This is a genomic window from Streptomyces sp. NBC_00425, assembly GCF_036030735.1.
Lineage (GTDB): Bacteria > Actinomycetota > Actinomycetes > Streptomycetales > Streptomycetaceae > Streptomyces.
In genome coordinates, this window is the sequence record NZ_CP107928.1 from 2725142 (window position 1) to 2750644 (window position 25503).

General features: G+C 71.5%; 21 protein-coding genes. 10 read left to right on the forward strand and 11 right to left on the reverse strand.

What is annotated here, in order from left to right; all coding sequences use genetic code 11:
- The first annotated feature begins 168 nt into the window (after window positions 1-168).
- Complete coding sequence (locus OHS82_RS11370; protein ID WP_328433807.1) at window positions 169-1539, forward strand: glycoside hydrolase family 43 protein; 1371 nt, start codon at window positions 169-171, stop codon at window positions 1537-1539.
- 24 nt (window positions 1540-1563) lie between these two features.
- Here the strand turns inward: OHS82_RS11370 and OHS82_RS11375 are convergent, their stop codons facing one another.
- Together OHS82_RS11375 and OHS82_RS11380 are read right to left on the reverse strand one after the other, a co-directional pair.
- On the reverse strand, window positions 1564-3717 hold the full coding sequence (locus OHS82_RS11375; RefSeq protein WP_328433808.1) for an aromatic amino acid lyase: 2154 nt from the start codon (window positions 3715-3717) through the stop codon (window positions 1564-1566).
- Window positions 3718-3754: 37 nt separating this feature from the next.
- Window positions 3755-4714: an ABC transporter substrate-binding protein gene (locus OHS82_RS11380; protein WP_057575813.1), complete on the reverse strand. Its 960-nt coding sequence runs from the start codon at window positions 4712-4714 to the stop codon at window positions 3755-3757.
- Window positions 4715-5100: 386 nt separating this feature from the next.
- Between OHS82_RS11380 and OHS82_RS11385 the strand changes: the two genes are divergently transcribed.
- Genes OHS82_RS11385 through OHS82_RS11400 form a run of 4 tightly spaced genes read left to right on the forward strand, consistent with a single transcriptional unit; the run spans window position 5101 to window position 9694 of the window.
- Complete coding sequence (locus tag OHS82_RS11385; RefSeq protein WP_328433809.1) at window positions 5101-8160, forward strand: sensor histidine kinase; 3060 nt, start codon at window positions 5101-5103, stop codon at window positions 8158-8160.
- Window positions 8157-8633, forward strand: a complete 477-nt coding sequence (locus OHS82_RS11390) for a roadblock/LC7 domain-containing protein (RefSeq protein ID WP_057575808.1) — start codon at window positions 8157-8159, stop codon at window positions 8631-8633. Before OHS82_RS11385 ends, OHS82_RS11390 begins: the two co-directional genes overlap by 4 nt.
- 31 nt (window positions 8634-8664) lie before the next feature.
- Entirely contained in the window at window positions 8665-9108 is a 444-nt protein-coding gene (locus tag OHS82_RS11395; RefSeq protein WP_328433810.1) for a DUF742 domain-containing protein, read from the forward strand.
- Window positions 9095-9694: a GTP-binding protein gene (locus OHS82_RS11400; protein WP_057575804.1), complete on the forward strand. Its 600-nt coding sequence runs from the start codon at window positions 9095-9097 to the stop codon at window positions 9692-9694. The genes OHS82_RS11395 and OHS82_RS11400 overlap by 14 nt, the downstream gene beginning before the upstream one ends.
- Before the next feature lie 322 nt (window positions 9695-10016).
- On the opposite strand, the gene OHS82_RS11405 is transcribed toward OHS82_RS11400, so the two are convergent.
- The 3 genes from OHS82_RS11405 to OHS82_RS11415 are packed head-to-tail and all read right to left on the reverse strand — an operon-like array spanning window position 10017 to window position 12546.
- Window positions 10017-10685: an ABC transporter permease gene (locus OHS82_RS11405; protein ID WP_057575802.1), complete on the reverse strand. Its 669-nt coding sequence runs from the start codon at window positions 10683-10685 to the stop codon at window positions 10017-10019.
- Entirely contained in the window at window positions 10682-11377 is a 696-nt protein-coding gene (locus OHS82_RS11410) for an ABC transporter permease (protein ID WP_057575800.1), read from the reverse strand. The genes OHS82_RS11405 and OHS82_RS11410 overlap by 4 nt, the downstream gene beginning before the upstream one ends.
- Entirely contained in the window at window positions 11374-12546 is a 1173-nt protein-coding gene (locus tag OHS82_RS11415) for an ABC transporter ATP-binding protein (RefSeq protein WP_079041031.1), read from the reverse strand. The genes OHS82_RS11410 and OHS82_RS11415 overlap by 4 nt, the downstream gene beginning before the upstream one ends.
- A gap of 270 nt (window positions 12547-12816) precedes the next feature.
- On the opposite strand from OHS82_RS11415, the gene OHS82_RS11420 reads away from it, so the two are divergent.
- Together OHS82_RS11420 and OHS82_RS11425 are read left to right on the forward strand one after the other, a co-directional pair.
- Entirely contained in the window at window positions 12817-13671 is an 855-nt protein-coding gene (locus OHS82_RS11420; protein WP_328433811.1) for a glycosyltransferase, read from the forward strand.
- Entirely contained in the window at window positions 13668-15863 is a 2196-nt protein-coding gene (locus tag OHS82_RS11425; RefSeq protein WP_328433812.1) for an ArnT family glycosyltransferase, read from the forward strand. The genes OHS82_RS11420 and OHS82_RS11425 overlap by 4 nt, the downstream gene beginning before the upstream one ends.
- A 356-nt stretch (window positions 15864-16219) precedes the next feature.
- On the opposite strand, the gene OHS82_RS11430 is transcribed toward OHS82_RS11425, so the two are convergent.
- From OHS82_RS11430 to OHS82_RS11440, 3 genes are read right to left on the reverse strand one after another with little or no spacing between them, the layout of a single operon-like run.
- The gene (locus tag OHS82_RS11430; protein WP_328433813.1) at window positions 16220-16969 is read right to left on the reverse strand and encodes an FAD:protein FMN transferase; all 750 of its coding nucleotides are present in this window, start codon (window positions 16967-16969) and stop codon (window positions 16220-16222) included.
- A gap of 1 nt (window position 16970) precedes the next feature.
- Complete coding sequence (locus OHS82_RS11435) at window positions 16971-17381, reverse strand: FMN-binding protein (RefSeq protein WP_266726047.1); 411 nt, start codon at window positions 17379-17381, stop codon at window positions 16971-16973.
- A gap of 10 nt (window positions 17382-17391) precedes the next feature.
- Window positions 17392-18729: a ferredoxin reductase family protein gene (locus OHS82_RS11440; protein ID WP_057575789.1), complete on the reverse strand. Its 1338-nt coding sequence runs from the start codon at window positions 18727-18729 to the stop codon at window positions 17392-17394.
- A gap of 152 nt (window positions 18730-18881) precedes the next feature.
- Between OHS82_RS11440 and OHS82_RS11445 the strand changes: the two genes are divergently transcribed.
- The 3 genes from OHS82_RS11445 (at window position 18882) to OHS82_RS11455 (ending at window position 22510) form a co-directional block, all read left to right on the forward strand.
- Window positions 18882-19574, forward strand: coding sequence for a response regulator transcription factor (locus tag OHS82_RS11445; protein ID WP_079041030.1), 693 nt, complete (start codon window positions 18882-18884; stop codon window positions 19572-19574).
- Window positions 19571-21010, forward strand: a complete 1440-nt coding sequence (locus OHS82_RS11450; RefSeq protein WP_328433814.1) for a sensor histidine kinase — start codon at window positions 19571-19573, stop codon at window positions 21008-21010. Before OHS82_RS11445 ends, OHS82_RS11450 begins: the two co-directional genes overlap by 4 nt.
- 483 nt (window positions 21011-21493) lie before the next feature.
- Entirely contained in the window at window positions 21494-22510 is a 1017-nt protein-coding gene (locus OHS82_RS11455) for a lysylphosphatidylglycerol synthase transmembrane domain-containing protein (RefSeq protein ID WP_328433815.1), read from the forward strand.
- A gap of 228 nt (window positions 22511-22738) precedes the next feature.
- Here OHS82_RS11455 and msrB read toward each other — a convergent pair whose 3' ends face one another.
- The 3 genes from msrB to OHS82_RS11470 form a co-directional block, all read right to left on the reverse strand.
- On the reverse strand, window positions 22739-23143 hold the full coding sequence (gene msrB, locus OHS82_RS11460; protein ID WP_057575780.1) for a peptide-methionine (R)-S-oxide reductase MsrB: 405 nt from the start codon (window positions 23141-23143) through the stop codon (window positions 22739-22741).
- Between the two features lie 13 nt (window positions 23144-23156).
- Window positions 23157-24542 (reverse strand): UDP-N-acetylmuramate--L-alanine ligase, encoded by a 1386-nt coding sequence (murC, locus tag OHS82_RS11465; RefSeq protein WP_057575778.1) that lies wholly within the window; start codon window positions 24540-24542, stop codon window positions 23157-23159.
- A 358-nt stretch (window positions 24543-24900) separates the two neighbouring features.
- Window positions 24901-25374: an indole-3-glycerol phosphate synthase gene (locus OHS82_RS11470; protein ID WP_173985757.1), complete on the reverse strand. Its 474-nt coding sequence runs from the start codon at window positions 25372-25374 to the stop codon at window positions 24901-24903.
- Between the last annotated feature and the right edge of the window lie 129 nt (window positions 25375-25503).

A 25503-nucleotide genomic window follows, 5' to 3' on the forward strand; every position in this document is an offset into this window, starting at 1 on the left:
TCCCATGAGCGGCACACAGGAAAGCGGCGGGAAACCGCCAAGCGTGTCCCAGTGATTGACCTGCGTCCCTCCCGCCCCTACCTTCTGACCGACTCGCCGAACTCGGTTCGAAATATCGAATCATGTCGGCTGTATCCGGGCACCCCGCTGCATCCCCCTGGAGCGCACATGACCCCCAACCCGTCCCGCCGCCTCTTCCTCGGCGCCGCCGCGTCCGTCCCCCTGGCCCTCACTCTCGGCGTCCCCTCCGCCCGCGCGGCCGACTCCGCGTACGTGATGGCCTATTTCACCGAATCGACGAATCTCGGCGACGGCACCGACTACGGCCTGCACCTGGCCGTCAGCACGGACGGGCTGCGCTGGATGCCGCTGAACCAGAACAACCCCGTGGTCACCCCCACCGAGGGCGCGCTCGGACTGCGCGACCCGTTCATCCTGCGCAAGCAGGACGGCACCTTCGTCGTGCTCGCCACCGACCTGAAGGGGACCGACTGGAACTACGTCAGCCAGTACGTCCACGTCTGGAACTCCACCGACCTGCGCACCTTCACCGGATACCACCGGCTGAAGCTGCACGACATGAACACCCACAGCTGGGCGCCGGAGGCCTTCTGGGACGCGGGCCGCGGCCAGTACGCGCTCATCTACTCCGCCGTCAACAGCAGCGGGCACAACGTCATCATGGTCAACTACACGACCGACTTCGTCAGCGTCTCGGCCCCCGAGGTCTTCTTCGACCCCGGCTACGACGTGATCGACGGTGACATGGCCGTGGGCGTGAACGGGGTCAACTACCTCTACTTCAAGAAGAACGGCACCCTCCTCGGCGCCCGGTCCACCTCCCTGAACCCCGGCAGTTTCACACCCTTCAGCACCGCCGTCTCCCACGGCGGCACCGAGGCCCCGACGCTGGTCAAGTCCCTCACCTCCGGCACCTGGTACCTGTGGGGCGACACCTACACCCCCAACGGGGTCTTCTACGCCTGGCAGTCCACCGACCTGTCGGCCGGCACCTGGACCGCACTGGACCAGAAGACCTACACCCAGCCCGTCAACTCCAAGCACTGCGGCATCACGACGATCACGTCGACCCAGTACGACAACCTGGTGGCCAAGTGGGGCGCCCCGGCCTGGAACCGGCTGAAGTCCTACAACTTCCCCGCCCGTTACGTGCGCCACTCCGACTACGTCGGCCGGATCGACGAGTACCCCGTCGAGCCGTACAAGGACTCGCAGTGGACCCTGGTGCCGGGCCTCGCGGACAGCTCCGGCGTCTCCTTCCGGTCCGTGAACTACCCGACCCGGTACCTGCGGCACTACAACTACGCGCTCCAGCTCGACGTCAACGACGGCACGTCGACGTTCGCCGGGGACGCGACGTTCTACCGGACGGCGGGACTGGCGGACGCCGGCTGGTCGTCGTTCCGCTCGTACAACAACCCGACCCGGTACATCCGGCACGCCAACTACGTCCTGCGCATCGATCCCGTCTCGACGGCGACGGACAAGCAGGACGCCACGTTCTACGTGGGGTACTGAGCCGGGCCGCTTCGGCGGCCTCACTCACAACCGTGCGAGGAGCGGCAGCAGTTCGGTGGCCGCCGTCACGTCGTCGGTCAGGGGGCGGTCGTCCGTGCCCGCGGGCAGGGCGGCCGCCGCCACGGCGAAGGCGGCGACCGGCGGCGACCCGGGCAGCATCCTCAACGCCCTTACCGCGGCGACGAGTTCGCAGGCGAGGACGACGCTGTAGGCGTTCGCCGCGCGCAAGGCCTGGCGGGCGGCCTGACCGGCGAAGCTTGCGGCCTCCTCCAGGCCCCGCGACAGGACCGCGTGTCCCGCCGATGCGGGCGTCGCGCAGGAACGCAGCTCCGCGAGCGCCGAGTTGGCGGTGTACTCGAGGATCATCGCGCCCGAGCTGCTCGCGGGGCCGCCACCGAGGAAGGCGGGCAGTCCGGTCAGCCCGGGGTCGCCGAGCGCGGTCAGGCGAGCGGCGGAGAGCTGTGCGGTCTGCAGCAGCGCGAGTCCGGCCGCGTCCAGGGCGAGGCCCAACGGGGCGGCGAAGAACCCGCCGTGGTGGTAGGCCGCCGCGCCGTCGGGATCCATGAGGGGGTTCTCCGACGGGCAGTTGATCTCCACCTCGACGATCTCGCGCAGCCGTTCGGAGGCGTCCAGGGCACAGCCGTGCACCTGGGGGAAGGCGCGGAAGCCGAAGGGGTCCTGGACCCGGCCGCCCGGGCGGGGCGGCGGCCGGCCGGGCAGTCCGAGCAGCCGCCTCACCTCACCCGCCGCGTGGGCCGCCCCGGGATAGGGCCGCAGGGCGTGCACCGGCGCCGCGTACGCCTCCGGCGACCCGGACACCGCGACGAGCGAGAGCGCGGCGACGGCGTGCGTGGCCCGCAACAGCATCCCGGCCTCCCCCTGCGCCAGCGCCGCCTGCGCCAACGCGAGGGCATTGCTGCTGAGCAGCGCGAGGGCGTCTCCGGCCTGCAGGACGACGGGAGCCGGGACCCGGCCGGGGAGCGGCGCGCGGGAGCGGCCCGGCGCGGAGACGACGCAAGCCCGCTCGGGCCGGGTCACCGGCTCGGACGGCGGGGCGGGCAACGGGGCGCGGACGAAAGAGAGTTGAGCACCACCGGTGATCCGGGCGGCGGGGACGGCGGTATCGGCGGGTGCACCACTACCGGCGGGTGCGCCGCTATCCGTGAGCGCGCCGGTACCGGTGAGCGCGCCGGGCCCGCCGGGGACAGCAGTACCGGCGGGCGCGCCGGGCCCGCCCTGGAGGGCAGTACCCGTGGGCGCGCCGGGCCCGCCCTGGAGGGCAGTACCCGTGGGCGCGCCGATACCGGTGGAGACGTCCGCGACCACAGGCGCCTGGCCGACCGGTCCGTCGGTCACCCCCTCGTCGCTGCCGCCGCCCGCAACCGCACCCCCGTCCACCTCACCCGCGGCGATCGCCGCCACGGGCACGGCAGGCTCCGCGAGCGCGGCGGGCGCCTCGGACACCTCGGGCCTCGCAGGCGCCGCGGCCATCTCGGGCACCGCAGGGACCGCAGGGACCGCAGGGACCGCAGGGACCGCAGGGACCGCAGGGACCGCAGGGACCGCAGGGACCGCAGGGACCGCAGGGACCGCAGGGACCGCAGTCAGCTCAAGCGGATCGGTAGTGTCTTCCAACCCCTCCCCTGCCCAGGGCCGTTCGCCGAGGAGGGTGAGCGCCGTCTGGGCCAGTGCCGTCAGGTCGCCGGTGCCGACGCCCCCGTACTCGTTGACGGCCGGGTGGACGCGAAGCCGCAGTGCCTCGGTGAGGGCGTCGACGAAGGCCGGCTGGATGCCGGAGCCGCCGGCGAGGAGCTGGTTGGCGCGGATCGCGAGCATCGCCCGGACCTGACGGACGGGCAGCAGGTCGCCCGCCCCACCGGCGTGGCTGCGCAGCAGGCGCAGTCCGTGCGCGACCTCGTCGTCCTCGTCGACCGCCACGGAGCGCTGCGCGCCCACGCCGGTGCCGCGGCCGTACAGCCGCCCGGCGGCGGCGAGCCGCTGGGCCGTCCGCCAGGAGCGGACGGCCCGCTCACGGGCCTCGGGGGCCACCGAGGGCACGGCCGCACCGTCGGCGAGCGCGATCAGCTCGCCGACGGTGAGGGCGTTTCCGTTCAGGACGACCCTGGGGCCCTCGTGGTGCGGGGAGACCCGGGCCGTTCCGTCTGCCGGCGTGTCCAACGGTTCAGTGCGTAGGTTCGAACGGGTCGGGCCGGGCTCAGTCCAGGCCCGCGGACTTCAGCCAGGCCTTGGCCACGTCCAGCGGGTCCTTGCTCTCCAGCTGCACCTGGGAGTCCAGGTCGAGCAGCGTCTTCGTGTCGAGCTTGGCGGAGACGGCGTTGAGCGCGTCGACGCCCTCCTTGGAGAGGCCGCTCTTGTAGACGAGGGGCGTCACGTTCGCGAAACCGAAGAGGTTCTTCGGGTCCTGGAGGACGACGAACTTCTCCTTGGTGATGGTCGGGTCCGTGGTGAAGATGTCCGCGGCCTGCACGGTGTTCTTCTTCAGCGCCGCCCGGGTCAGCGGACCGCCCGCGTCGAGCGCCTTGAAGTTCTTGAACTTCAGCCCGTACACCGACTCGAGACCGACCATGCCCTGCTGCCTGGTCTGGAACTCGGGCGAACCGCCGAGAACCAGGTCGGGGGCGGCGTCCTTGAGGTCGGCGAGCGTGGACGCCGAGGTGAGGCTGTACTTCTTCGCGGTCTCCGCGTTGATCGTGACGGAGTCCTTGTCCTCGGCGGGCGACGACTCCAGCAGCGTCAGCTTGGAGTCGAGCTTCGTCTTCACCGCGGCGTTCACGGTCGCGAGCGAGGTCTGCGCGGCGTCCTTGTCCAGGTAGGCCAGCAGGGAGCCGTTGTACTCCGGCAGGACGGTGATGGAGCCGTTCTTGAGCAGCCCGTACGTGGTCTCGCGGCTGCCGATGTTGGGCTTGTAGGACACCTTGACGCCCTTGGCCTTCAGGGCCTCGCCGTAGATGTCGGCGAGCAGGATGCTCTCGGGGAAGTTGTTGGAGCCGACGACCACCGTGTCGCCGGCCGCCTTGTCGCCGGCGAGCGGGTCGTCGGTGTCACCGCTCTGCGAACCACATCCCGCCAGCAGGACCGTCATCGCGGCCAGGGCGACGGCCGCCGCGCCGGGGTGGTTCCTCAAGGACCTGCTGCTGTGAGCGTTGGAAGTCACGGTTCCCGTTCCGAGCTGGGGGGTTGATGAGAACTCAAACACTTGTGTCCTGATCCAATCCATCCGCTTCTCGATCGGTCAAGAGCAACCGTGTTACCGATCGGCGTCGATCCGTGATCGACGGCAGGTGGACCGGGAGACGCCCCGCGCACCTCGGAGGTTCTCTCTTCGTGATGGATTCTTGACGCGGGGCGACGCTCTCGGCCGTTCGAATTAGCGATAGTGTCGCCGTAGTTGACGTTCGCCACAGCAGTCGGCGTCAGCCACAGCGGTATACGGGGGCCGCTCACGTGTCATAACCATACGGACACATGCGCGCACAAAACAGTCAGAACAGCGCATATACCCCCGTTGCACGCCTGCAACACCCTCTTGAAGGAGGCCCGGTGTCCACGAAAGAGGTGGACGCGCCCGCCGGCTCGGCGTCCTCGGCATCGCCGTCCGCGCCCCGGGGTCTGCGGGCCTTCGCCGACCGATGGCCCTTCCAGCGCAAGCTGAACGTGCTCGTCGGCATCCCGCTGGCGGTGATCGCCCTGCTCCTGACGTACCTCATCGTCGACCTGGTGCAGGAGTCCGAACGCGCGGAGAGCGCCGCCCGACTGGTCCGCGACAGTACGCAGGTCGCTCAGCTCGTCGCCCGGCTGCAGGCCGAGCACCAGCAGGCGATCCTGCTCTCCGTGCGGTTCGAGGCGGCCTCCGGCGTCGACGCCCCCTCCGCCGAGAGCTACCGGCAGACCCAGGCCGCCGTCGACGCGCAGGTGCAGAAGGTGGTCGACGCCTTCGGCGACCGACTGCCGGACACCGAGGCCCAGGCCCTGAGGCAGGTCCAGGGCCTCGCCGGGCTGCGGCAGACCATCGAGCAGGGCTATCTGCCCGCCGACAACATCGACCCCGCGTACTCGGGCGCCGCCGACGGCCTCATCGAGGGCCTCGGCCTGGAGCACAACTCCGCGCTCGCCTCGACCTTCACCGGCAACCTCCTCGACTCGCTGCTGCGCGCCGACGCCGCCCACGGCGCCTACGAGACCGGCGTGTTCTCCGCGGGAACCGGTGACAGCAACGCGCTCATCGAGTTCACCGGCGCGGTCGGCTCCTACGAGCTGTTCACCTACCAGGCCGCGCGGTTCGAGCGGTTCGCGAGCCCCGCGCAGTCCGACGAGTTCGGCGGCATCGAGCACAACACCTCACAGGCCTCGATCAGCCGGCACTACGCCGACCTGGCGGTGGACCCGAGCGCGTTGCAGGCCGAGTCGAAGGCCGACATCCGGGAGGCGCTGCGGGCGGCCATCGCCCGCTACCCCGACTACAGCGCGCAGGCCGGGTCCCGGCTCGCGATCACGGCGTCGCTCATCGACCAGATCGCCGACCGCGCCGACGACGCGGCCTCCAGCGCCCAGTGGCGCGCCATCCTGCTGCTGAGCCTGGCACTGCTCTGCTTCGCCCTGTGGATCACCCTCTCCGTCCTGGTCCGCCGCTCCGTGGTCCGTCCCGTGCTGGCACTGACCGGGGCCGCACAGGAGGTCGCCGACGTCGCGGGCCGCGAACTCGCCCGCGTCGCCGACGACGACGCCGAGGAGTCCGGCTCCCCCCGGCTGCGCGAACTGCCGGTCACCGCCGACGACGAGATCGGTGAACTCGCCGAGGCCTTCAACAACGTCCAGACCACCGCGGCCGCGCTGCTCGAGCGCCAGGTGATGAGCCGGCGCAACGTCGCCGAGATGTTCGGCAACGTCGGGCGCCGTGTCAGCAACCTGACGACTCGTCAACTCGCCCTGATCGACGCGGTGGAGCGCGGGGAGACCGACCCCGCGCTGCTGGAGCGCCTCTACTCCATCGACCACATCGCCGTCCGGCTGCGCCGCAACGCCGACAGCCTGATGCTGCTCGCCGGCATCCGCGAGACCGTCCTGGACGCCGGCCCGACCGCGCTCACCAACGTCGTACGCGCCGCGCTGGGTCAGATCGAGGGCTTCCAGCGGGTCCGGCTGCGCGCCGCGACCGAGGCTTTCGTGGAGCCGGACATCATCGGCGACCTGACGCTGATGATCGCCGAACTCCTGGAGAACGCCGTCTCGTTCTCACCCGAGGACACCCCCGTCGAGGTGGTGGTCGGCTCCGACGAGGACGGCGCGTCCGTCACCGTCTCCGATCACGGTCTGGGCATGAGCGCGGAGCGCCTCGCCGAGGAGAACGCGCGTCTGGTGCGCCGCGAGCGCCTCGACCTCGTGCCGACGAAGGTGCTCGGCCTGTTCGTGGTCGGCGCTCTCGCCCGCCGCTGGGACGTCGACGTCACCCTCACCCGCACCCCGGGCGGCGGTGTGACGGCGGAGGTGATGATCCCGTCGACGCTGCTGGTGGCGATGAGCGAGGCCGGCCCGGCCGTCAGGTCCGGTGCCCCGGGTTCACCGACGCGTCCCGCCTCCGCCGGGCAGACCGCTCCGTCGGCTCCCGCGGCGGGCCCGTCCCCCTCCGCCTCGGTCCCGTCCTGGGCCGCCCGCGACGACGACCCGACCGCGCTGCCCCGCCGGGTCCCCCGTCGTGACCCGGCCCCGGCGACGGAGCCGGACCGCTCCGGCAGCACCGACGGCGTCGCCGACGACCTCACGACCCACTCCGGTTCCGCCGCCGCTGCGGACACGGGGGACGAGCCGGGAGGAGCCGCGTCCGACGCGTCCCCCTCGCTGCGCTCCCGCACCCCCGAGGCCGAGCCGCCCACCCACGTCGGCGCACCGGGTATCCCCGCGCCCCGCACGGCCGAACGCCACCTGGGCATCCGCGCCGAGGCGGAGCCGTGGGCGCACACCCCTGCGGCGCAACGCCGGGCCTCGGGCACGACGGAAGCCACCACTCCGACAGCCCACGCGCCCGAGCCGACGCCCGCCGAACACGACGCCGTGACACCGCCGGCACCGGCACCGACTGCGGCACCGGGGGCGACGCCGGTCTCGCGTTCGGCTTCGGCCTCAGCTTCGGCGCCGGCTTCGGCGTCGGCTTCGACGCCGTCCCCGCTGCCCGGTGGGCCGCGCGGCGTCGGCGCACCCGCGCCAGGCTCGGCCGGCGAGGCCGACGCCGCCCGGCCCCTGCGCCGTCGGGTGCGCGGCGCCACGCTGCGAACGGACGTGGACGCCGCCGCGCAGCAGACGGCGAGGCAGGCCGCCCGGCCCGCCGACGCGGACGCCGTGCGCAGCGCGCTGGAGGAGTTCGAAGCGGCCGTGGCGCGCGCACACCGCGACACCGGCCAACACCCACGTCCCGCCGACCCGGCCGCACACCGCGGCGAGCGCGGGCACGACGGCCGTGGCGACCACGGTCGCGACCACCGTCCCGACGGTGCCCCCGACCGGACCGAACCGGCCGACCGGGCCGACCGGACAGCGACGTCCGACCCGTCGGGCCGGGACCGCACGCACCACCAGAACCACCTTCCGGAAGGAGCCGAGCAGTGAGCACGTCGACAGGTGAGACTCCCGCCGGAGACGCCACACCCACCGATCTGCGGGCCGCCGCAGCCGACTTCACCTGGCTGCTCAACCGTTTCGCCACCGAGACCGCAGGAGTCGTGGACGCCATCGCGGTGTCCTCCGACGGACTGCTGATCGCCGTGTCGGAGCTGCGCGAGCACGCCGACTCCGAGCGGCTGGCCGCGATCGTGTCGGGCATCACCAGCCTGGCCGCGGGCGCCTCCGGCAACTACGGCCTGGGCGGCCTGAACAAGGTCATCATCGATCTCGAGGGCGGTCACGTGCTGGTCTCCGCGATCGGCAGCGGCGCCGTGCTCGGCGTGGTCACCGACAAGGAGGCCAAGCTGGGCAACATCGCCTACGAGATGACGGTGTTCGCCAACCGCGCCGGCAGCGCGCTCAACCCACAGCTCGTCCTGGAGCTGAAGAACAGCGTCGGCGCCACACGTACGCGCTGACCGCGCGCCACCGCAGAGAAAGCGAACACCGATGGCGGACGGCCGCACCCCGCGCGGGGCCGGCGAGGACGGCGTCGCCCCCGTCGGGCCCGCGCCCGCCGTCCGGCCCTTCCTCGTCACCGCCGGACGGGTCGCGGGCGGCCCCGGCGAGGCGTCGTCCGGCCGGACGATGCCCGTGGAGACCCAACTGGTCGCCACGACCGACGGGCTCGACGCGCTGCACCGGCTCTCCTTCGAACAGCACGACATCGTCGCCGCCTGCCGCGTGCCGCAGTCCATCGCGGAGATCGCGGCACGGCTGCGGCTGCATCTGAACGTGGTGCGGGTCCTGGCCGAGGACCTGCGGGCGGCGGGGCAGCTGTCGGTGCACGTGCCCGACTCCGGCGTCACCCACGACGCATCCGTACTGCGCAGGGTTATCGATGGCCTGCGGGCCATCCCCGACTCCCGGGGGGTACTCCGTGACACCGACTGAACCGCTGGTCCGCACCTCGGCCGGACAGGCAGCCGTACGACCTCCGCTGCCGGTGAAACTGGTGATCGCGGGCGGCTTCGGCGTGGGCAAGACCACCGCCGTCGGCTCGATCTCCGAGATCGAGCCGCTGACCACCGAGGCGGCCATCACCGAGGTCGCGGCGGGCGTGGACGACCTCAGTCACACCCCGCGCAAGACCACCACCACGGTGGCGATGGACTTCGGCTGCATCACCATCGACCCGACGCTCAAGCTGTACCTGTTCGGCACGCCCGGGCAGGAGCGGTTCGGGTTCATGTGGGACGACATCGTGGAGGGCGCGATCGGCGGCCTCGTCATCGTCGACACCCGCCGTCTCGACGACTGCTACGCCGCCGTCGACTACTTCGAGCACAAGCGGATCCCGTTCGCCGTTGCCGTAAACGCTTTCGACGGTCAGGTGGCGCACACACTGGACGAGGTCCGCTGGGCTCTCGACGTGTCGGACGGCGTGCCGCTGCTCGTCTTCGACGCCCGTGAGCGCGGCTCGGTCCGGGACGCCCTGCTCGTCGTCCTGGAACAGGCGCTGGCGCGCACGGAGGGCTGAGGGAAACCGGTTCCGCGCTGTTGCGGGGACACCTGGCCGGAAACGCCGACCGCAACCCCGGCCCAGGCCCCGGGATTCGCCCTCCTGCACTCCGTGACGGAGCGCAGGATCAGACGAAGGCCGCCTTCACGTCCGCCGACCTGAGGAATCGCGGCTCACGCTCGAGCCGCGTTCGACACCGGACCCAAAATGCCGAACGCTGACTCTGCACAGAGTTACTGCACAGAGTTACTGCACCGAGTTCGGCAACGCGCCTGAAATCCCACGGAACCTTGTTACTGACACCGTGACACCGGCTGCGTGGGACCCGCGGGACCGGGTCCTAGTGGGCGCGGCGCACCCCCGGCGAGACAGTCGCGCGGCCGACCGCCCAGAAGATGCCCAGGGTCGCGAGGGCCATACCGGCGACCAGGGTGGCGCCGCCGACGACCTTCTCGTAGTCGTGCTGGTAGAGGCCGTCCACGATGAAGCGGCCGAGTCCGCCGAGGCCCACATAAGCGGCGATGGTGGCGGTGGACACGATCTGGATGGCCGCCGAACGCAGTCCGCCGAGGATGAGCGGGAGCGCGACGGGCAGCTCCACCTGGAGCAGGATGCGGGGTTCGGCCATGCCGATGCCGCGCGCCGCGTCCACCGGGGACGGGTCGACCGAGCGCACCGCCTCGTAGGTGGTGACCAGGATCGGCGGAACGGCGAGGACGACCAGCGGGATCATCACCGGCATCATGCCGAAGCCGGTGCTGATGGTGATGAGCACCAGCAGACCGAAGGTGGGCAGCGCCCGGCCCGCGGTGGCGATCAGCGTGAGGGTGTTGCCGCCCTTGCCGTAGTGGCCGGTGACGAGCCCGACCGGCAGTCCGATGAGGGCGGCGAGAGCGAGCGCCTCGAGCGAGTACTGGAGGTGTTCCAGCAGCCGGGTGGGGATGCCGTCGTAGCCGTGCCAGTGGGCGCCGTCGCCGAAGAAAGCGTTCACGAAATTCAGTACGTTCACCGGACTGTCCCCTCCAGGACGGGCGCCGCCTGCGCGGCCCGGCGGCGGCCGGCGGCGCTCGGCATCCACGGGGTCAGCAGGAGCCGTACGAGGACCAGCGCCGCGTCCACGAGTACCGCGAGGACGGCCGTGGTGATCACCGAGTTCCAGGCGAGTTCCGGCCGGTTGTAGATCTGTGCGTCGTGCAGCAGGTTGCCGAGGGCGCCCTGGTTGCCGATCAGCATGCCGACGCTGACGAGGCTGATGCTGGACACCGTCGCGACCCGCAGACCGGCGATGATCGCGGGCACCGCGATCGGCAACTGCACCTGCAGATAACGGCGTACGGGTCCGAAGCCCATGGCGGTCGCCGCGGCGAGGGTCTCCTGCGGCACCGAGCGCACGCCGTCCACGATCGCCGGGACGAGCACGACGAGGGTGTAGACGGTGAGCGGGATCATCACCGTCAGCTCGGTCTGCCCCGTGTAGTCGATGAGGACGACGAAGAAGGCCAGCGACGGGATGGCGTACAGCACGGTCGTCACCCAGAGCACCGGCGGGTAGAGCCAGCGCAGCCGCACGCACAGCTGGGCCAGCGGGAGCGCGAGCAGCAGCCCTCCCAGCACCGGCAGCAGGGCCTCGCGCAGATGCAGCCCGATCAGTCCGAGCCAGTCGTGCTGCAGGTCGCTCGGGATGTCGAAGAAGCGGTTCACCGGACGGCCTTCGAAACGGTTTCCACGGCGGGTTGTTCTTCCTGCCGTTCCCGCTGCTCCTGCCGGCCCGCCGCGTGGGCGCCGCGGATCGCCTCGGCGATCGCCGCCTGCGGGACGACTCCGGCGGCACGGCCCTCCGCGTCCACGGCGACGGCCCAGCCGGTGGGCGACAGGACGGCGCAGTCGAGCGCGGCGCGCAGCGAGTCCTGTCCGGCGACGAACGGCCGCCCGTACGAGAGAAGTCGGTCGGCGTCGATCTGTCCCGCGGTCAGCGCGTCCGGCTCGCTCCAGCCGAGCGGGCGTCCGTCCAGTCCGGTGACGAGGAGGTAGGGGACGTCGGCCGTGGCCTTGGCGGTGATCTGCTCGGCGGTGGAGTCGACGGCGACGATCGGGGCGGTGAGCAACTCCAGTTCGGCGGAGGAGAAGAACGACAGGCGGCGGATGCCCCGGTCGGCGCCGAGGAAGTCCTCGACGAACGCGTCGGCGGGGTCGGACAACAGCTCGGCCGGCGGCGCGAACTGGGCGAGCCGTCCACCGGTGCGCAGCACGGCGACCATGGTGCCGAGCTTGACGGCCTCGTCGATGTCGTGGGTGACGAAGACGATGGTCTTGCCCAACTCTTCCTGGATGCGCAGCAGTTCGTCCTGAAGGCCCTTGCGGACGACCGGGTCGACGGCGGAGAACGGCTCGTCCATCAGCAGCACCGGCGGGTCCGCGGCGAGCGCCCGCGCCACGCCGACGCGCTGCTGCTGGCCGCCGGAGAGCTGATAGGGGTAGCGCTTGGCGAACGAGGCGTCGAGCCCCACCCGTTCCATCAGTTCCCTGGCCCGCGCGCGGGCCTTGTCCTTGCTCCAGCCCAGCAGGCGGGGGACGGTGGCGATGTTGTCGACGATCGTGCGGTGCTGGAAGAGCCCGGCGTTCTGGATGACGTAACCCATCGACCGGCGCAGCGAGTTGACCGGCTGCTGACGGCTGTCGACGCCGTCGATGAGGATCGCGCCCTCGGTCGGCTCGACCATCCGGTTGATCATTCGCAGGGTGGTCGTCTTGCCGCAGCCCGACGGGCCGACGAGGACGGTGATCGCGCGGTCCGGTATGTCGAGGGAGAGCCGGTCGACCGCCACCGTGCCGTCCGGGTACCGCTTGGTGACTGAATCTATCCGTATCAAAACGCCGAATACCCTTCGGGTCTGGCCGTTTCCGCCCGTACTCGACCACACGAGTTCAGGTCATTGCGGGGAGAGTCTAGACCTCTTGTGTTTCGGACGTATTCGAGGGCACGGCGAGGCTCGGCCCCCGGCGGCCCCGGCCCCGGGCCCCGGTCCCGGGAAACACGTGAGAACGCTTCCGCTGTGCGCGACCTGTGAGTCCGCTGATTCTCACCCCGCGCTCAGCAACGCCTCAGAGATCCCCCAGACACCGCCTCCATCGTCGGGGCCATGAACGAAACGAACGCGGGAGGCGTCCGGCAGCGGTCGGTCGAGATCGTGGTGCCGGTGTACGACGAGGCGCACGTCCTCGCCGAGTTCGGCCGTCTCCACGCACACCTCGCAGAGTCCTTCCCGTTCCCGTTCCGCAGCACCGTCGCGGACAACGCCAGCACGGACCGGACCTGGTACGCGGCGACCGACCTGGCTCTCCGTCTCCCTCATGTGCACGCCGTGCGCCTGGAGCAGAAGGGGCCCGGCCGGGCCCTGAAACACGTGTGGAACCGGTCGGCGGCCGACGTCGTCGCCTACAGGGACGTCGACCTCTCCACCGGTCTGGAGGCTTTCCTCCCGCTGGTGGCCCCGCTGCTGTCCGGCCACAGCGACCTCGCGATCGGCAGCCGGCCGCACCGCCAGGCCGCCGTGGTCCGGAGCGCGAAGCGGGAGTCCGTCTCCCGCTCCTGCAACCTTCTGCTCAGGGCCGGTCTGGGGGCGCGCTTCTCGGACGCGCAGTGCGGATTCAAGGCGGTCCGCACCGACGTCTTCCGCGCACTCGCCCCGCACATCGAGGACACCGCCCGGTTCTTCGACACCGAAGTTCTGGTCCTGGCCCAGCGCACCGGACTGCGTGTCCACGAGGTGCCGGTCGACCGGACCGACGACCCCGACAGCCGCGTCGACATCGTCCGCACCGCCCTCGAGGACCTCAAGGGCATCGGACGGATGCTCCGCTCCACCCTCGCCGGCCGCACCCGCGTCGCCGTGCCCCGCCGCAGCAGCACCCCCCAGGTGCCGACCGCGCGCACGACCGCCCCTGCCCCCGTCCTGCCCGCCGGGGCGACCACCCACCTGGAGCACGCGTCATGACGACCCTCGCCCCGCCGCCCGCCCCCGTCCACGAGGAGGGGTCCCGCCACCGGGCGGAGCCGTACTCCGACGGCGGACTCGCCTCGCGCGCCAAGCGACTGTTCACCGGCGCCCCCGAGGATCCGCACTGGACCCGCCCGGCCCTGTGGGCGATTCTCGTGCTGGCCACAGCCCTCTACGCCTGGAACCTCACCTCGATCACCGGAAACACTTTCTACAACGCTGCCGTCTACAGCGGCACCAAGAGCTGGAAGGCGTTCTTCTTCGGCGCCCTGGACGCCAGCAGCTTCATCACGGTCGACAAACCGCCGTTCGCCCTGTGGGTGATGGGCCTGTCCGCCCGCGCCTTCGGGTACGGCACATGGCAGTTGATGCTGCCGATGGTCGCCATGGGAACCGGTTCCGTCGCGCTCGTGCACCGGCTCGTCAAACGGGACTTCGGCCCCGTGGCGGCCACGCTGTCCGCACTGGTGCTGGCCCTCACCCCCATCACGGTGGCCATCACCCGGGACACCAACCCCGACCCCGTCCTCGTCTTCCTGATGCTGCTGGGCGCGGCCGCGCTGCTGAAGGCCGTGCGCACCGGCCGGCTGCTGCCGCTGGTGTGGTCCGGCGTCGCCATCGGCTTCGCGTTCAACACCAAGATGATGCAGGCGTACGTCGCCCTGCCGGCCTTCTTCCTGGTGTACCTGTGGGCCGCGGACGCCTCCCTGGGCAAGCGCATCCGAAACCTTGCGGCCGGCACGGCCGCGCTGATCGTCTCCAGCGCCTGGTGGATGGTGGTCGTCGATCTGATCCCGGCCTCCTCGCGCCCCTACATCGGCGGCTCGACCGACAACACCGTCTGGGACCTGGTCATCGGCTACAACGGTTTCGGCCGTGTCTTCGGGGCGAGTTCGTCGGTCGGCTCGCAGGGCAACGGCGCGAGCTTCGGCGGCGAGGCGGGCCTGTACCGGATGTTCAACGACATCATGGGCGGCCAGATCTCCTGGCTGATCCCCTTCGCGGCGATCGCGCTGGCGGCCGGTCTCGTCCTGCGCGGCCGGGCGCCCCGTACGGACGCCAAGCGCGCCGCGCTGATGCTGTGGGGTGGCTGGTTCGTCCTGCACTACCTGACGTTCGCCCTCGCCGAGGGCACCTTCCACCCGTACTACGTGACCGCCATGGCCCCCGGCATCGCGGCCCTGGCCGGCGCGGGCGCGGTCATGCTGTACGGCGCCTTCCGCGAGCGGGCGGCGGCGAGGTGGTCGTGGGTGCTTCCCACCGCGATCGTGGTGAGCACCGGCTGGGCCCTCGTCCTGCTCCAGCGGGTCTCCGGCTCGGGAACGCTGTACGCGGTTACCGAGGCCGTGGTCGCCGTGGCGGGCGCCGCGTCGGTGATCGGGCTGCTGGTCGCCCGGTTCACGAAACGGCAGCGGCTGATGGGCGTCGCGGCACTCGCGGCGGTCGTGGCGCTGCTCGCCGGTCCGGCCGCCTACTCGGCGTCCGCGGCGACCTCCGGCACCAACGGCACGAACCCGACGGCCGGTCCCGACACCGGGGGCGGCATGGGCGGCGGCCAGCGGTCCGGCGGCGCGGGTGGGGCGCCGGGCGCCGGCTCCGGTGAGGCGCCGAGCGCTCGGGGCGACGGTCAGGTTTCGGGCGGGACGTCGTCGAGCAGCAGCGGCGGCAACAACAGCCCCGCGAACGGCGACAACTCCATGGAGTCCGGCACCACGGAGTCGAACACCGCGGGCTCGAGCACCGCGGAGTCCGGCGGCACGGAATCGAGCGATGCCTCGTCGGGCGCGGCCGAGGCAGGCACCACCGAGTCGGACGCCTCCGGCACGGGCCCGGGCGGCGGCATGGGCGGCGACACGCAGGTCTCGTCCGCGATGATCGCCTACCTGAAGAAGAACCAGGACGGCGCCACCTGGCTGGTGGCGGTGGCCACCGACCAGACGGCCTCCTCGATCATCCTGGAGTCCGGCGAGCCGGTGATCTCGATGGGCGGCTGGTCCGGCAGCGACGACGCGATGACGCTCGCCAAGCTCAAGACCCTCGTGAAGACGGGCAGGCTGCACTACATCGTGATCAGCGACAGCGGCCGGGGCTCCGCGAACTCCGAGATCTCCACCTGGGTCAAGGCGAACGGCACGGCGGTCTCCGACTACAGCGGCCTCTACCGCCTGGACGCCTCCGACGTCGGCTGAACCCCCGACCCACGGCAAGCGCCCCCTGCTCTTTCGGCAGGGGGCGCTTCCTGGCGTTGCCGGGCGTTGCCGGGCGTTGCCGGGCGTTGCCTGCTTCGCCCGCGATACTCCGTGTTACTACGCGATACTCCGCATTGGGTGCGTCCCTCGTTTCCGGCGTTACCCCGCGTTGCCCGAGTTTGCCTGCGCTTCTCGCGTTACCTGCGTTACCCGCGTTGGCTGGCCTCTGCGTTTCTCCACGTTTCCCCGCGTTTCTCGGTGCTTCTCCCGGCGCCGGCCGACATGTCGAAGGGACGTCCCGGACGGCAGGGACATGAGGGGCGTCAGGCCGACGCGTCGCATGGCCGTGAGAAACGTCAGGCCGCCGCCGTCCCCGCACCGGCCGTGGGGAAGCCCGGGGTGCGCAGCACGCCGCCCCCGGCGACCACGGCGTAGACCTCGCAGTCCGCCTGGGCGGCCGCCCACTCCACGCCCTCGCGGCCGAGCGCGAACGCTGCGGTGGCGACGGTGTCGGCCAGGGTCAGGTCCGGGGCGACGACGGTGACGCTGTCGAGGCCGACCGCCGGGAGGCCGGTGCGCCCGTCGATGATGTGGTCGCCGCGCTCGTAGCGTGCGGAGGTGGCGACCGCCGCGTCGGTGAGGCCGAGGACGGTACACACCTTGTCGGCGACGAAGGGATGCCGGACACCGACCCGCCAGGGACCGCCCGAGACGACGACGTCACCGCCGGCGTTGAGGCAGAACCGGGTCAGTCCGGCCGCGGCCAGCAGGTCCGCCGCCCGCTGCACCGACCAGCCCTTGACGACGGCGCAGGGGTCGAGGCCGCGGCCGGGCAGCCGGACGTCGAAGGCGCCGCCGGTGGCGATCCGGTACTCCTCGCACAGGCCGAGCACCTCTGCGAGGTCGTCGCTCACCCCATCGGCGGACAGCTCTCCCCGGTCCAGCCGGGACACCTCGCTGTCCTCCCGGTAGGGGCTGAACCGCTCGTCGACCTCCCGCAGCCATGCGAAGACGGCGTCCGCGGCGCCTTCGGGAACGGACGGGTCGGTGACGTCGTCGACCCGCAGTGAGACGGGAAACCCCATGACGTGTTCGACGCGGTGCACGTCAGGCGCCCTTGGCGTCGATCGCGGCCTGCAGCGACTCCTTGTAGCCGTCACTGGTGAGGGTCGCTCCGGAAACGGTGTCGATGTCCGCGCTCTGCGCCGTAAGCGTTTCCGCAATCAACTTCGGCACCGCAGCCGTCGTCTGCGGATGATTCGGCTGCTTCAGCATCTCGACGGCCGTGATGTCACTGCCGTCGTAGGTGATCCGGACCTGGACGTCGCCCTTCTCCGTGGTGACCGTCGTTCCGGTGAACGTCTGCTTCCCCGACGAGGAGGACGCCGACGAGGACGCGGGCGTGGGTGACTGGACGACGGTGGATGTGGCGCTCGACGTCCCGGTGGACGGCTCGTAGCGCCAGACCGGGACGAGTCCCGCGACGGACAGGATCAGGACGGGTATGGCTCGCTTCACGATGTCTCTCTCATCCCGCCAGGCTGAAGCGCTCGAAATGGATCTGCGGCCTCGGCACGCCGAGTTCGCGGAGGGTGCCGAGGACCGCGTTCATCATCGGCGGCGGCCCGCACAGGAAGACGTCCCGCTGCGCGATGTCCGGCACGAGTGCGGACAGCTCGCGCGGCGCCAGCCGGTCGGGCACCGGCGGCCCGGTGACCAGGTGCAGCTCCGCCCCCTTGGCGAGGGCGAGTTGGTGCAGTTCGTCATAGAGGACGGCGTCGCGTTCGCCGGCCACGCGGTAGATCACGACGGCATGCCCGTGGATCTCCTCGAGGAGCGCGCGGATCGGGGTGACGCCGACGCCGCCGGCGATGAGCAGCGCTTCCGGGCGGGTGCGGTGCATCGCCGTGAACGCGCCGTAGGGACCCTCGGCGAAGACGCGGGTGCCGGGCTTGACGTGGCGCAGGCCCGCGGAGCCGTCACCGGCGGCCTTCGCGGTCAGCCGCAGACGGGAGCCGTCGGGCGCGGCCGACAGGGAGAAGGGGTTCGCCTGCCACCAGCGGTCCTTGGTCATGAACCGCCAGAGGAAGAACTGGCCGGCGCGAGCGGGCATGCGGTCCAGGTCGCGTCCGGTGATGTACACGGAAACGACGTTGTCGGCCTCGGGGACGACCGACTCGACGCGCAGCTGGTGACGCCAGTTGCGCCACAGCGGCAGAACGAGGCGGCCCAGGAACACCGAGCCGAGGGCGACGCCCCACACGCCGTACCAGTAAGCAGTGGCGGCGGACGACGCCGTGAAGGTGGTGCCGACCGCGACCTGGTGCGTGAAGGCCAGCACCACGGCGACGTAGGTGTACAGGTGGACGAAGTGCCAGGTCTCATATGCCAGCCGACGCCGCGCCCAGCGGGCGGAGACACCGCCGACGACGAGGATCAGCGCCATGGCGACCACGGCACGGAAAACGCCTTCGACGGTTTCGGCGAGGTCGACGAGCTGGTTCACCGGGTTCATCGAGGACGACTCGGCGTAGCCGAAGGCGATGAACACCATGTGCCCGACCAGCGTCCACAGCAGGCCGAAGCCGGTCCAGCGGTGCCAGTTGGTCAGCCGGTCCATGCCGATGCGGCGGTCGAGCCAGGGCAGCCGGGCCACCAGCAACAGCTGGAACGCCATCAGCAGCGCACCGTACAGACCGGCGAAACGGCCGATCACGACCAGTGCGTTGGAGGCGAATCCCGCCTGGACGGCGAACAGGGTCACGACGGCCGCGTTGGCGGCCAGCACGGCGTACAAGCCGGTGCGGGCCACTACTTTGGGACGCATCGCCGTGCGGGGCGAGGGGGGCGACTGGACGGTCGTCACGGACGGAAACTCCTAGATCGGGTCCTCAGAACACAGAGCTTCTCCGTGCTTTGCTGTCATTCTCCTGTCGTACAACTTTCAAGATCTTATCGATGTGCGCGCACACGGGACGCGGCACTGGCGCCACGGGGCGAGTGGCGCACTATGGGCGGGTGGAAAAAGTACGACTCCTCGTCGTGGACGACGACCCGCCGATCGCCGATCTCGTGGCGACGGTCGCCCGCTACGAGGGCTGGAACGCGGTGACCGCGAACTCGGGTGAGGAGGCGCTGCGCCGCGCCGCCGACTTCCGTCCGGACATCGTGGTGCTCGACCTGATGCTGCCCGACATCGACGGTTTCGGCGTGCTCGACCGGTTGCGGAACACCGGCACGATGGTTCCCGTCGTTTTCCTGACGGCCCGCGACGGGGTCGCCGACCGGGTCGCGGGGCTGACCCGTGGCGGGGACGACTACCTCGTGAAACCGTTTGCGGTGGAGGAGCTCATGGCACGGCTGCGCACCGTGCTGCGGCGCAGCGCGGGTCCCGGTTTCCAGCGTTCCGTGCTGCAGGTGGCGGACCTCACCATGGACGAGGACACCCGCGAGGTGCGGCGCGACGGAAAACTTCTCACCCTGACGCCCACCGAGTACGAGGTGCTGCGTTACCTGATGCGCAAGTCCCCCACCGTGCTCACCAAGGCGCAGATCCTCGACCACGTGTGGGAATACGGTTTCGGCGGCCGTTCCAACGTCGTCGAGTTGGTCGTCAGCCGGCTGCGCCGCAAGCTCGACGCGACAGGCGACGACCCGCTGATCCAGACGGTACGCGGTTTCGGATACGTGCTCCGGCAGGCGGCGGAGTGATCGCCCGGTTCCTCCGGTCCTACGGCAGGCTCCGGCTGGGCACCCGGCTGGCGCTCGGCCTGGGCGCGCTGTCGCTGGTGGTGTTCGCAGTGGTCGGCGCCATGCTCACCATGTACATGCGGGATTATCTCGACCACCAGCTCCGCGACCAGATCAAGCTGGTCCAGGGGGTGCAGTCCAAGGACGCCAAGGCACACGGCATCGTGGAGCGCCAGCCGTACTACGGCTGGTACACGGCCGTCTACGACGTGTCGGCGGAGTCGGCCGTACTGCGCAAGCCGGCCGACGTGCCCGCCGACACCACGGCGCTGACCGCCCTCGCCCGGCGGATGTCCGACTCGGACGTCGACGTCACCCGCACGGTGCGGATCGGCAGTGGCACGTATCTGCTGCGCGCCTGTGAGGTGTCGCCCGGTGTGGTGCTGGTCAGTGCCGCGCCGACCGAGGACATCGACGGCACCATGGGCCAGCTGATCACCGTGCAGGTGGTCGCGTTCGGTCTGGCGCTGCTGGCACTGGTGGTGTTCGGGCGCCGGATGCTGAAGAACGGTCTGAAACCGCTCAGCGACATGGCGCACACCGCGCACGGGATCGCCTCGCACGACCTGAGCGAGTCGGCGTCGCGGCTGCACCTGCGGGCGGACACCCCCGGCGGCGGGCCCGAGGTCGAGGAGCTGCGGTCGGCCTTCAACACGATGCTGGAGCACATCGACGACTCCCTCGCCGTGCGGGCGGAGGCCGAGCAGCGGCTGCGCCGCTTCGTCGCCGACGCCTCGCACGAACTGCGCACGCCGCTGATGTCAGTACGCGGTTACGCAGACCTTTTCCAGTACGCGGCCGCCAACGCCCCCGAGGAGCGCGACAAGCACCTGGCCCGGCTGCGCGCCGAGGCAGCGCGGATGGGCGTCCTCCTCGACGACCTCCTGCTGCTGGCCCGCCTCGACGCCGCCGAGGTCGAGACGCCCCTGCGGATGGAGAACGCCGACCTCGTGGAACTGGCCGAGCAGGCGGCCGACGCGTTCCGGGCGAGTCACCCCGGGCATCCGGTGACGGTGCTTCCGGGCCCGGCGGCCGTACGGCTGAGGATCGATCCGCATCGCATCCGCCAGGTCCTGGACAACCTCCTCACCAACGCGGCCGTGCACACCCCGGCCGGCACTCCGGTCTCGGTCGAGGTGTCCGTCTCGGCGGAGACCGTGCGGGTCCATGTCACCGACCGGGGGCCCGGCATCCCGCCCGGCGAGCGCGAAAGCGTCTTCGACCGTTTCTACCGCGTCGACAAGGCCCGCAGCCGCGACCGGGGCGGCAGCGGCCTCGGCCTCTCGGTCGCCCGCTCCCTGGTACGCGCCCACGGCGGATCACTCGAGCTGGACGACACGCCGACCGCCACGGTCTTCACAGTGACGCTGCCCCTGGCCGGGGTCGGCCCGGAGTAAGCAAGGAAATCCGGAGGTGCCTCAGACCCGAGGGCCCCCGCGAGACACCGGAGGTGAGCCCGTGCTCGGGCCGGGTGAACCTCGGCAGGCGGCCGGGATGAACGGGGAGGGACACGGGCAGAAATCCCACAGCCGCACCGCACACCGACTTCATCGCAACCCTGCCCCACGGCGCCGCGCCCCCACCGCGCACCACAGCCCGACCGCACCCAGGGTTCGGCCGCGCGCAGCCCCACCGCACACCAGCCCCACCGCCCCGTCTTCGGCCGCACCGCCGCTTCCACCGCCTGCCCCCACCGCACCCCGGCCCCGCTTGCACACCAGCCCCACCGCATCGCGGTCGCCCTTCGGCCCGCATTCCGTCGGCTTCCGGACACCGCACCGCCACACCGGAGGGGAACGACTCCCGTGCCCCTCCCCGAGCTCGCCCCCGATCCGTCACACCGCCGGGCGCGGTCACGACGAGGAAGGACGACGTGCGCCGTGTCCCTGCTGCCCCTCGAGGACCCCGTGTCCCCGCCGCCGTCGGCCATGCCGGCCTCGGACGAGCGCCGCCGCCCTTCGGCCTCGACCGCCACCCGCCGCGTCCTCGCCGTACTGCCGCTGCTGTTCCTCGCGGTGTGGGCGGCGGTCGACTGGCACGCGGTCAGCGACGGCGTGGCCCGGCTGGCCACCGCCGATCCCTGGTGGCTGCTGACGGGGCTCCTGTTCACCTATCTGGGGGCGGTCGCCGCGGCCTGCGTCCGCCAGGGAGCGATCACGGACCGGTTGCCGCCGGGCGCGCTGCTGGCCTCGCAGATCGCCGCGGGCGCCGCCAACCACGTGCTGCCCGCGAGCATCGGCGCGCATGCGGTTACCCTGCGGTTTCTGCGGCGCGAGGGTGTTCCGCTGAACCGCGCCACCGCCTCGATCGCCCTGTACTCCCTGGTCAGGGCCGTGGCGAAGATCCCCCTGGTGCTGGTCTTCGTGCTCGCGGCCCCCACCGCCGTGCCGCCCGCGGCGGAACTGTTTCCGCAAGGTCGGGCGCTGTTTCTGGCCGCCGCTTGCCTTGTGCTGGCCCCGGTGGCGGTCGTGGCGCTGTTCGCCGTCGCACGGCCGCTGCGGCGTCCCGCCCTGGACTTCGTCCGGACGGCCCTCACCGACGCCCGGCGTCTGCACACCCGGCCCGCCCGCTTTCTGCCCCTGTGGGGCGGAGCGGCCGCGGCTCCAATGCTCCAGGCGTGCGTGGTGGCCTGCGTGGGAACCGCGCTGGGTCTGCCGCTGTCCTCGTCGCAGCTGATCTTCGCGTTCCTCGCGGCGAGCACCGCGGCCGGTGTCGTGCCCGCGCCGGGCGGCATCGGTCCGATCGACGCGGCGCTGGTCCTCACCCTGGCCGGATACGGCACCCCGCTGCCCCTCGCCACGGCGACCGTCATCGGCTACCGGGTGCTGACGGTCTGGGCGCCGCTGTTGCCGGGCATGCTGGTGCTGTCGGCGATGGTGCAGCGCGGACGGCTGTGAGCCCCACCGGCACCACAGCGCGCGGCAGGCAAGCACCGTCGGCACCCCGCCCGAGCGGGGCCCGCCACCCCGTCACACCGCACCCGCCACACCCCACCGCACCCAGCACCCGGCGCCACACCGGGCGCCGCGCCGACACCACACGCGTCACGCCTGTCGCGCCCGCCACCTCAGCCACAGCGCTAGCGGGCAGGGGTACCGGCAGCCGCAACGGCACCGACAGCGGCGTCAGTCTTCCGCCGCCAGCCGCAGGGAGACGCTGTTGATGCAGTACCGCTGGTCGGTAGGGGTCTGGTACCCCTCGCCGGCGAACACGTGTCCGAGGTGGGACCCGCAGCGGGCGCACCGCACCTCGGTGCGCAGCATCCCGTGCGAGCGGTCCTCGATCAGTTCCACGGCGTCGCTGTCCTTCGGGTCGAAGAACGACGGCCAGCCGCAGTGGGAGTCGAACTTGGTGTCGGAGGTGAACAGTTCGGCGCCGCAGGCCCGGCAGGAGTAGACGCCCTGGGTCTTGGTGTCGGTGTACTCGCCGGTGAACGCGGGCTCGGTCGCGGCCTGGCGCAGGACGGCGTACTCGGCCGGCGTCAGCTCCGCCCGCCACTGCTCGTCCGGCTTTTCGACGTCGTACGACATGAGCCTCAGCCCCTCACTGGGAAAGACGGTCCAGAATGCGCGGGCCCAGGTCCGTCACGTCGCCTGCGCCCATGGTGAGAACGAGATCACCGGCCTTCGCCATTCCCGCGATCACGGCGGGCGCCCCGTCCTTGTCGTGGACGGCCGTCACGTCGGCGCCCGCGGCCCGCGCGGCGTCGATGATCAGCTCGCTGGTGACGCCCGGGATCGGGTCCTCGCGGGCCGGGTAGATGTCCAGGACGACGGAGGCGTCCGCCAGAGCCAGCGCCTGCCCCATCTCCGTGCCCAGTTCCTGCGTACGGGAGAACAGGTGCGGCTGGAAGAGGACGAGGATGCGGGCGTCGCCGACCGCCGCGCGCATCGCTTCCAGGTCGGCCGTCATCTCCGTCGGGTGGTGGGCGTACGAGTCGACGACCTGCACGCCCGCCGCCTCGCCCTTGAGCTGCAGCCGGCGCTTGACGCCCGTGTAGGCGGCCAGGGCGGAGGCGAGCTCGGCGGCCGGAACGCCCAGCGCGACGCCCGCCGCCAGCGCGGCGACGGCGTTGTGGGCGTAGTGGCGGCCGGGAACGGAGACGGTGAAGGTGAGCTGCTCCCCGTCGAGCAGGACGGTCACCTCGCTCTTCAGCCCCTGCGGGACGACGGACAGCACCCGCACGTCGGCGTCCTCGGCCTCGCCGTAGGTCACCGTCCGCACGCCCTCGACGCGCCGGGTCAGCTCCCGCGCGCCCTCGTGGTCGGCGGCGATCACCAGGGTGCCGCCGGGCACGATCTTCCGGGCGAAGGTCTCGAAGGACTCGTAGATCTCGTCGATCGAGGCGTAGTTCGCGTGGTGGTCGAGCTCGACGTTGAGGACGATGGCGACCTCGGGCGCGTACTTGTGGAAGCTGCGGTCCGATTCGTCCGCCTCGGCGACGAAGATGTCGCCCTCGCCGTGCAGCGCGTTGGAGCCGGGGGCGTCCAGGTCGCCGCCGATCGCGTACGAGGGCCGCAGCCCGAGCTCGCTCAGCGAGACCGCCAGCATGGACGTGGTCGTCGTCTTGCCGTGCGTGCCGGCGACGGCGATCGGACGCAGTCCGTCCATCAGTCGGGCGAGCGCGTCCGAGCGGTGGACCACCGGGATGCCCAGTTCGGCCGCGCGGGCGAGTTCGGGGTTGTCCGCGCGGATCGCCGAGGAGACGACCACGCAGCTCGCGTCGTCGGCCAGGTGCTCGGCCGCGTGCCCGATGTGCACGGTCGCGCCGAGCGCCCGCAGCGCCGCCGCGGTCTCCGACTCCTTGGCGTCGCTGCCGGCGACCATCGCCCCGCGCTGCGCGAGGATCTTCGCGATGCCCGACATCCCGGCCCCGCCGATGCCGATGAAGTGCGGTCGGTCCATGGCGGTAGGAAGGCCGGGTGCCATGTGCGTGTCTCCAGGGTGCGCTACGACGGTGAACGCGCCCCAGCCTATGGGGTCCGACCGACCGCACGGCCCCAGGGGCGCGGAGAACCCCGAGCCCGCCCCCGTACGGCCCGCGCCGGGGACCGTCACGGCGCCGTCAGCACCGTCGCGCCGTCCGAGCCCTCCGCCGTCCGAGCCCTCCGCCGTCCGCGCCGTCGACTCGCCGCACCCACCGCTGCCGCGACCATGGTCCTGCAGCCTCTACGGCCCCTGCAGCCCCTGCAGCCGCTACCGACACGACCCGCACCCCGCACAACGCGTCCTGCGGCCCGTTCCCTGCGTCCCGCGGTCGTGTCCTGTGCCACGCGGTCGCCCGTCTCTACGCCTTGCTGTGCGAGAACAGCTTCAGCACCGGGACGCCCACCTTGTGCCGGGCCCGGGAGGCCCAGTCCCGGTGGAAGAACTCCTCCACGTAGTGCGGATCCGTCAGCACGATCACCTCGTCCGCCCCCACCTCCGCCACCAGCGACTTCAGCGCGTCCAGCGGATGGTCCTCCACCAGACGCCCCACCGCCGGGCTGCCGGAGGCCTGCAGCGCCTGGAGCGACACCTCCAGCGCCCGCACGCCGAAGCCCTTCGCCTCGTCCCCTTCCGGCGTCTCGCGCTCACGGGCGGCCTCGTCCAGCTCGCCGAGGGCGACGTCGTCGATGGCCCTCAGCAGCCGGTCGGCCTGGTCGCCGCGCGGCTGGAGCAGTACGTGGAAGGCGACCTGCTCGTCCCCGTGCAAGGTGGTGACGAACTCCACGTCGGCGGACGTCAGGGCCTTCTCGATCATCAAAACGCTTGTGAACACCGGCGCCCCATTCTCTGCGAGGACCCCCGTGGCCCTCTGTCCTCCGTGGGCCGTTCATGGCCCTGCGGAAACCATCCTTCCCCGTGATCGCACGGGTACTGCGAGATTCAGTGTGCCCGCCGGGCACCA

Bases quoted from the DNA above. Each gene is read 5' to 3' on its own strand.
- OHS82_RS11370 (WP_328433807.1), top strand. From the start codon at position 169: ATGACCCCCAACCCGTCCCGCCGCCTCTTCCTCGGCGCCGCCGCGTCC.
- OHS82_RS11395 (WP_328433810.1), top strand. From the start codon at position 8,665: ATGGCGGACGGCCGCACCCCGCGCGGGGCCGGCGAGGACGGCGTCGCC.
- OHS82_RS11420 (WP_328433811.1), top strand. From the start codon at position 12,817: ATGAACGAAACGAACGCGGGAGGCGTCCGGCAGCGGTCGGTCGAGATC.
- OHS82_RS11425 (WP_328433812.1), top strand. From the start codon at position 13,668: ATGACGACCCTCGCCCCGCCGCCCGCCCCCGTCCACGAGGAGGGGTCC.
- msrB (WP_057575780.1), bottom strand. From the start codon at position 23,143: ATGTCGTACGACGTCGAAAAGCCGGACGAGCAGTGGCGGGCGGAGCTG.
- murC (WP_057575778.1), bottom strand. From the start codon at position 24,542: ATGGCACCCGGCCTTCCTACCGCCATGGACCGACCGCACTTCATCGGC.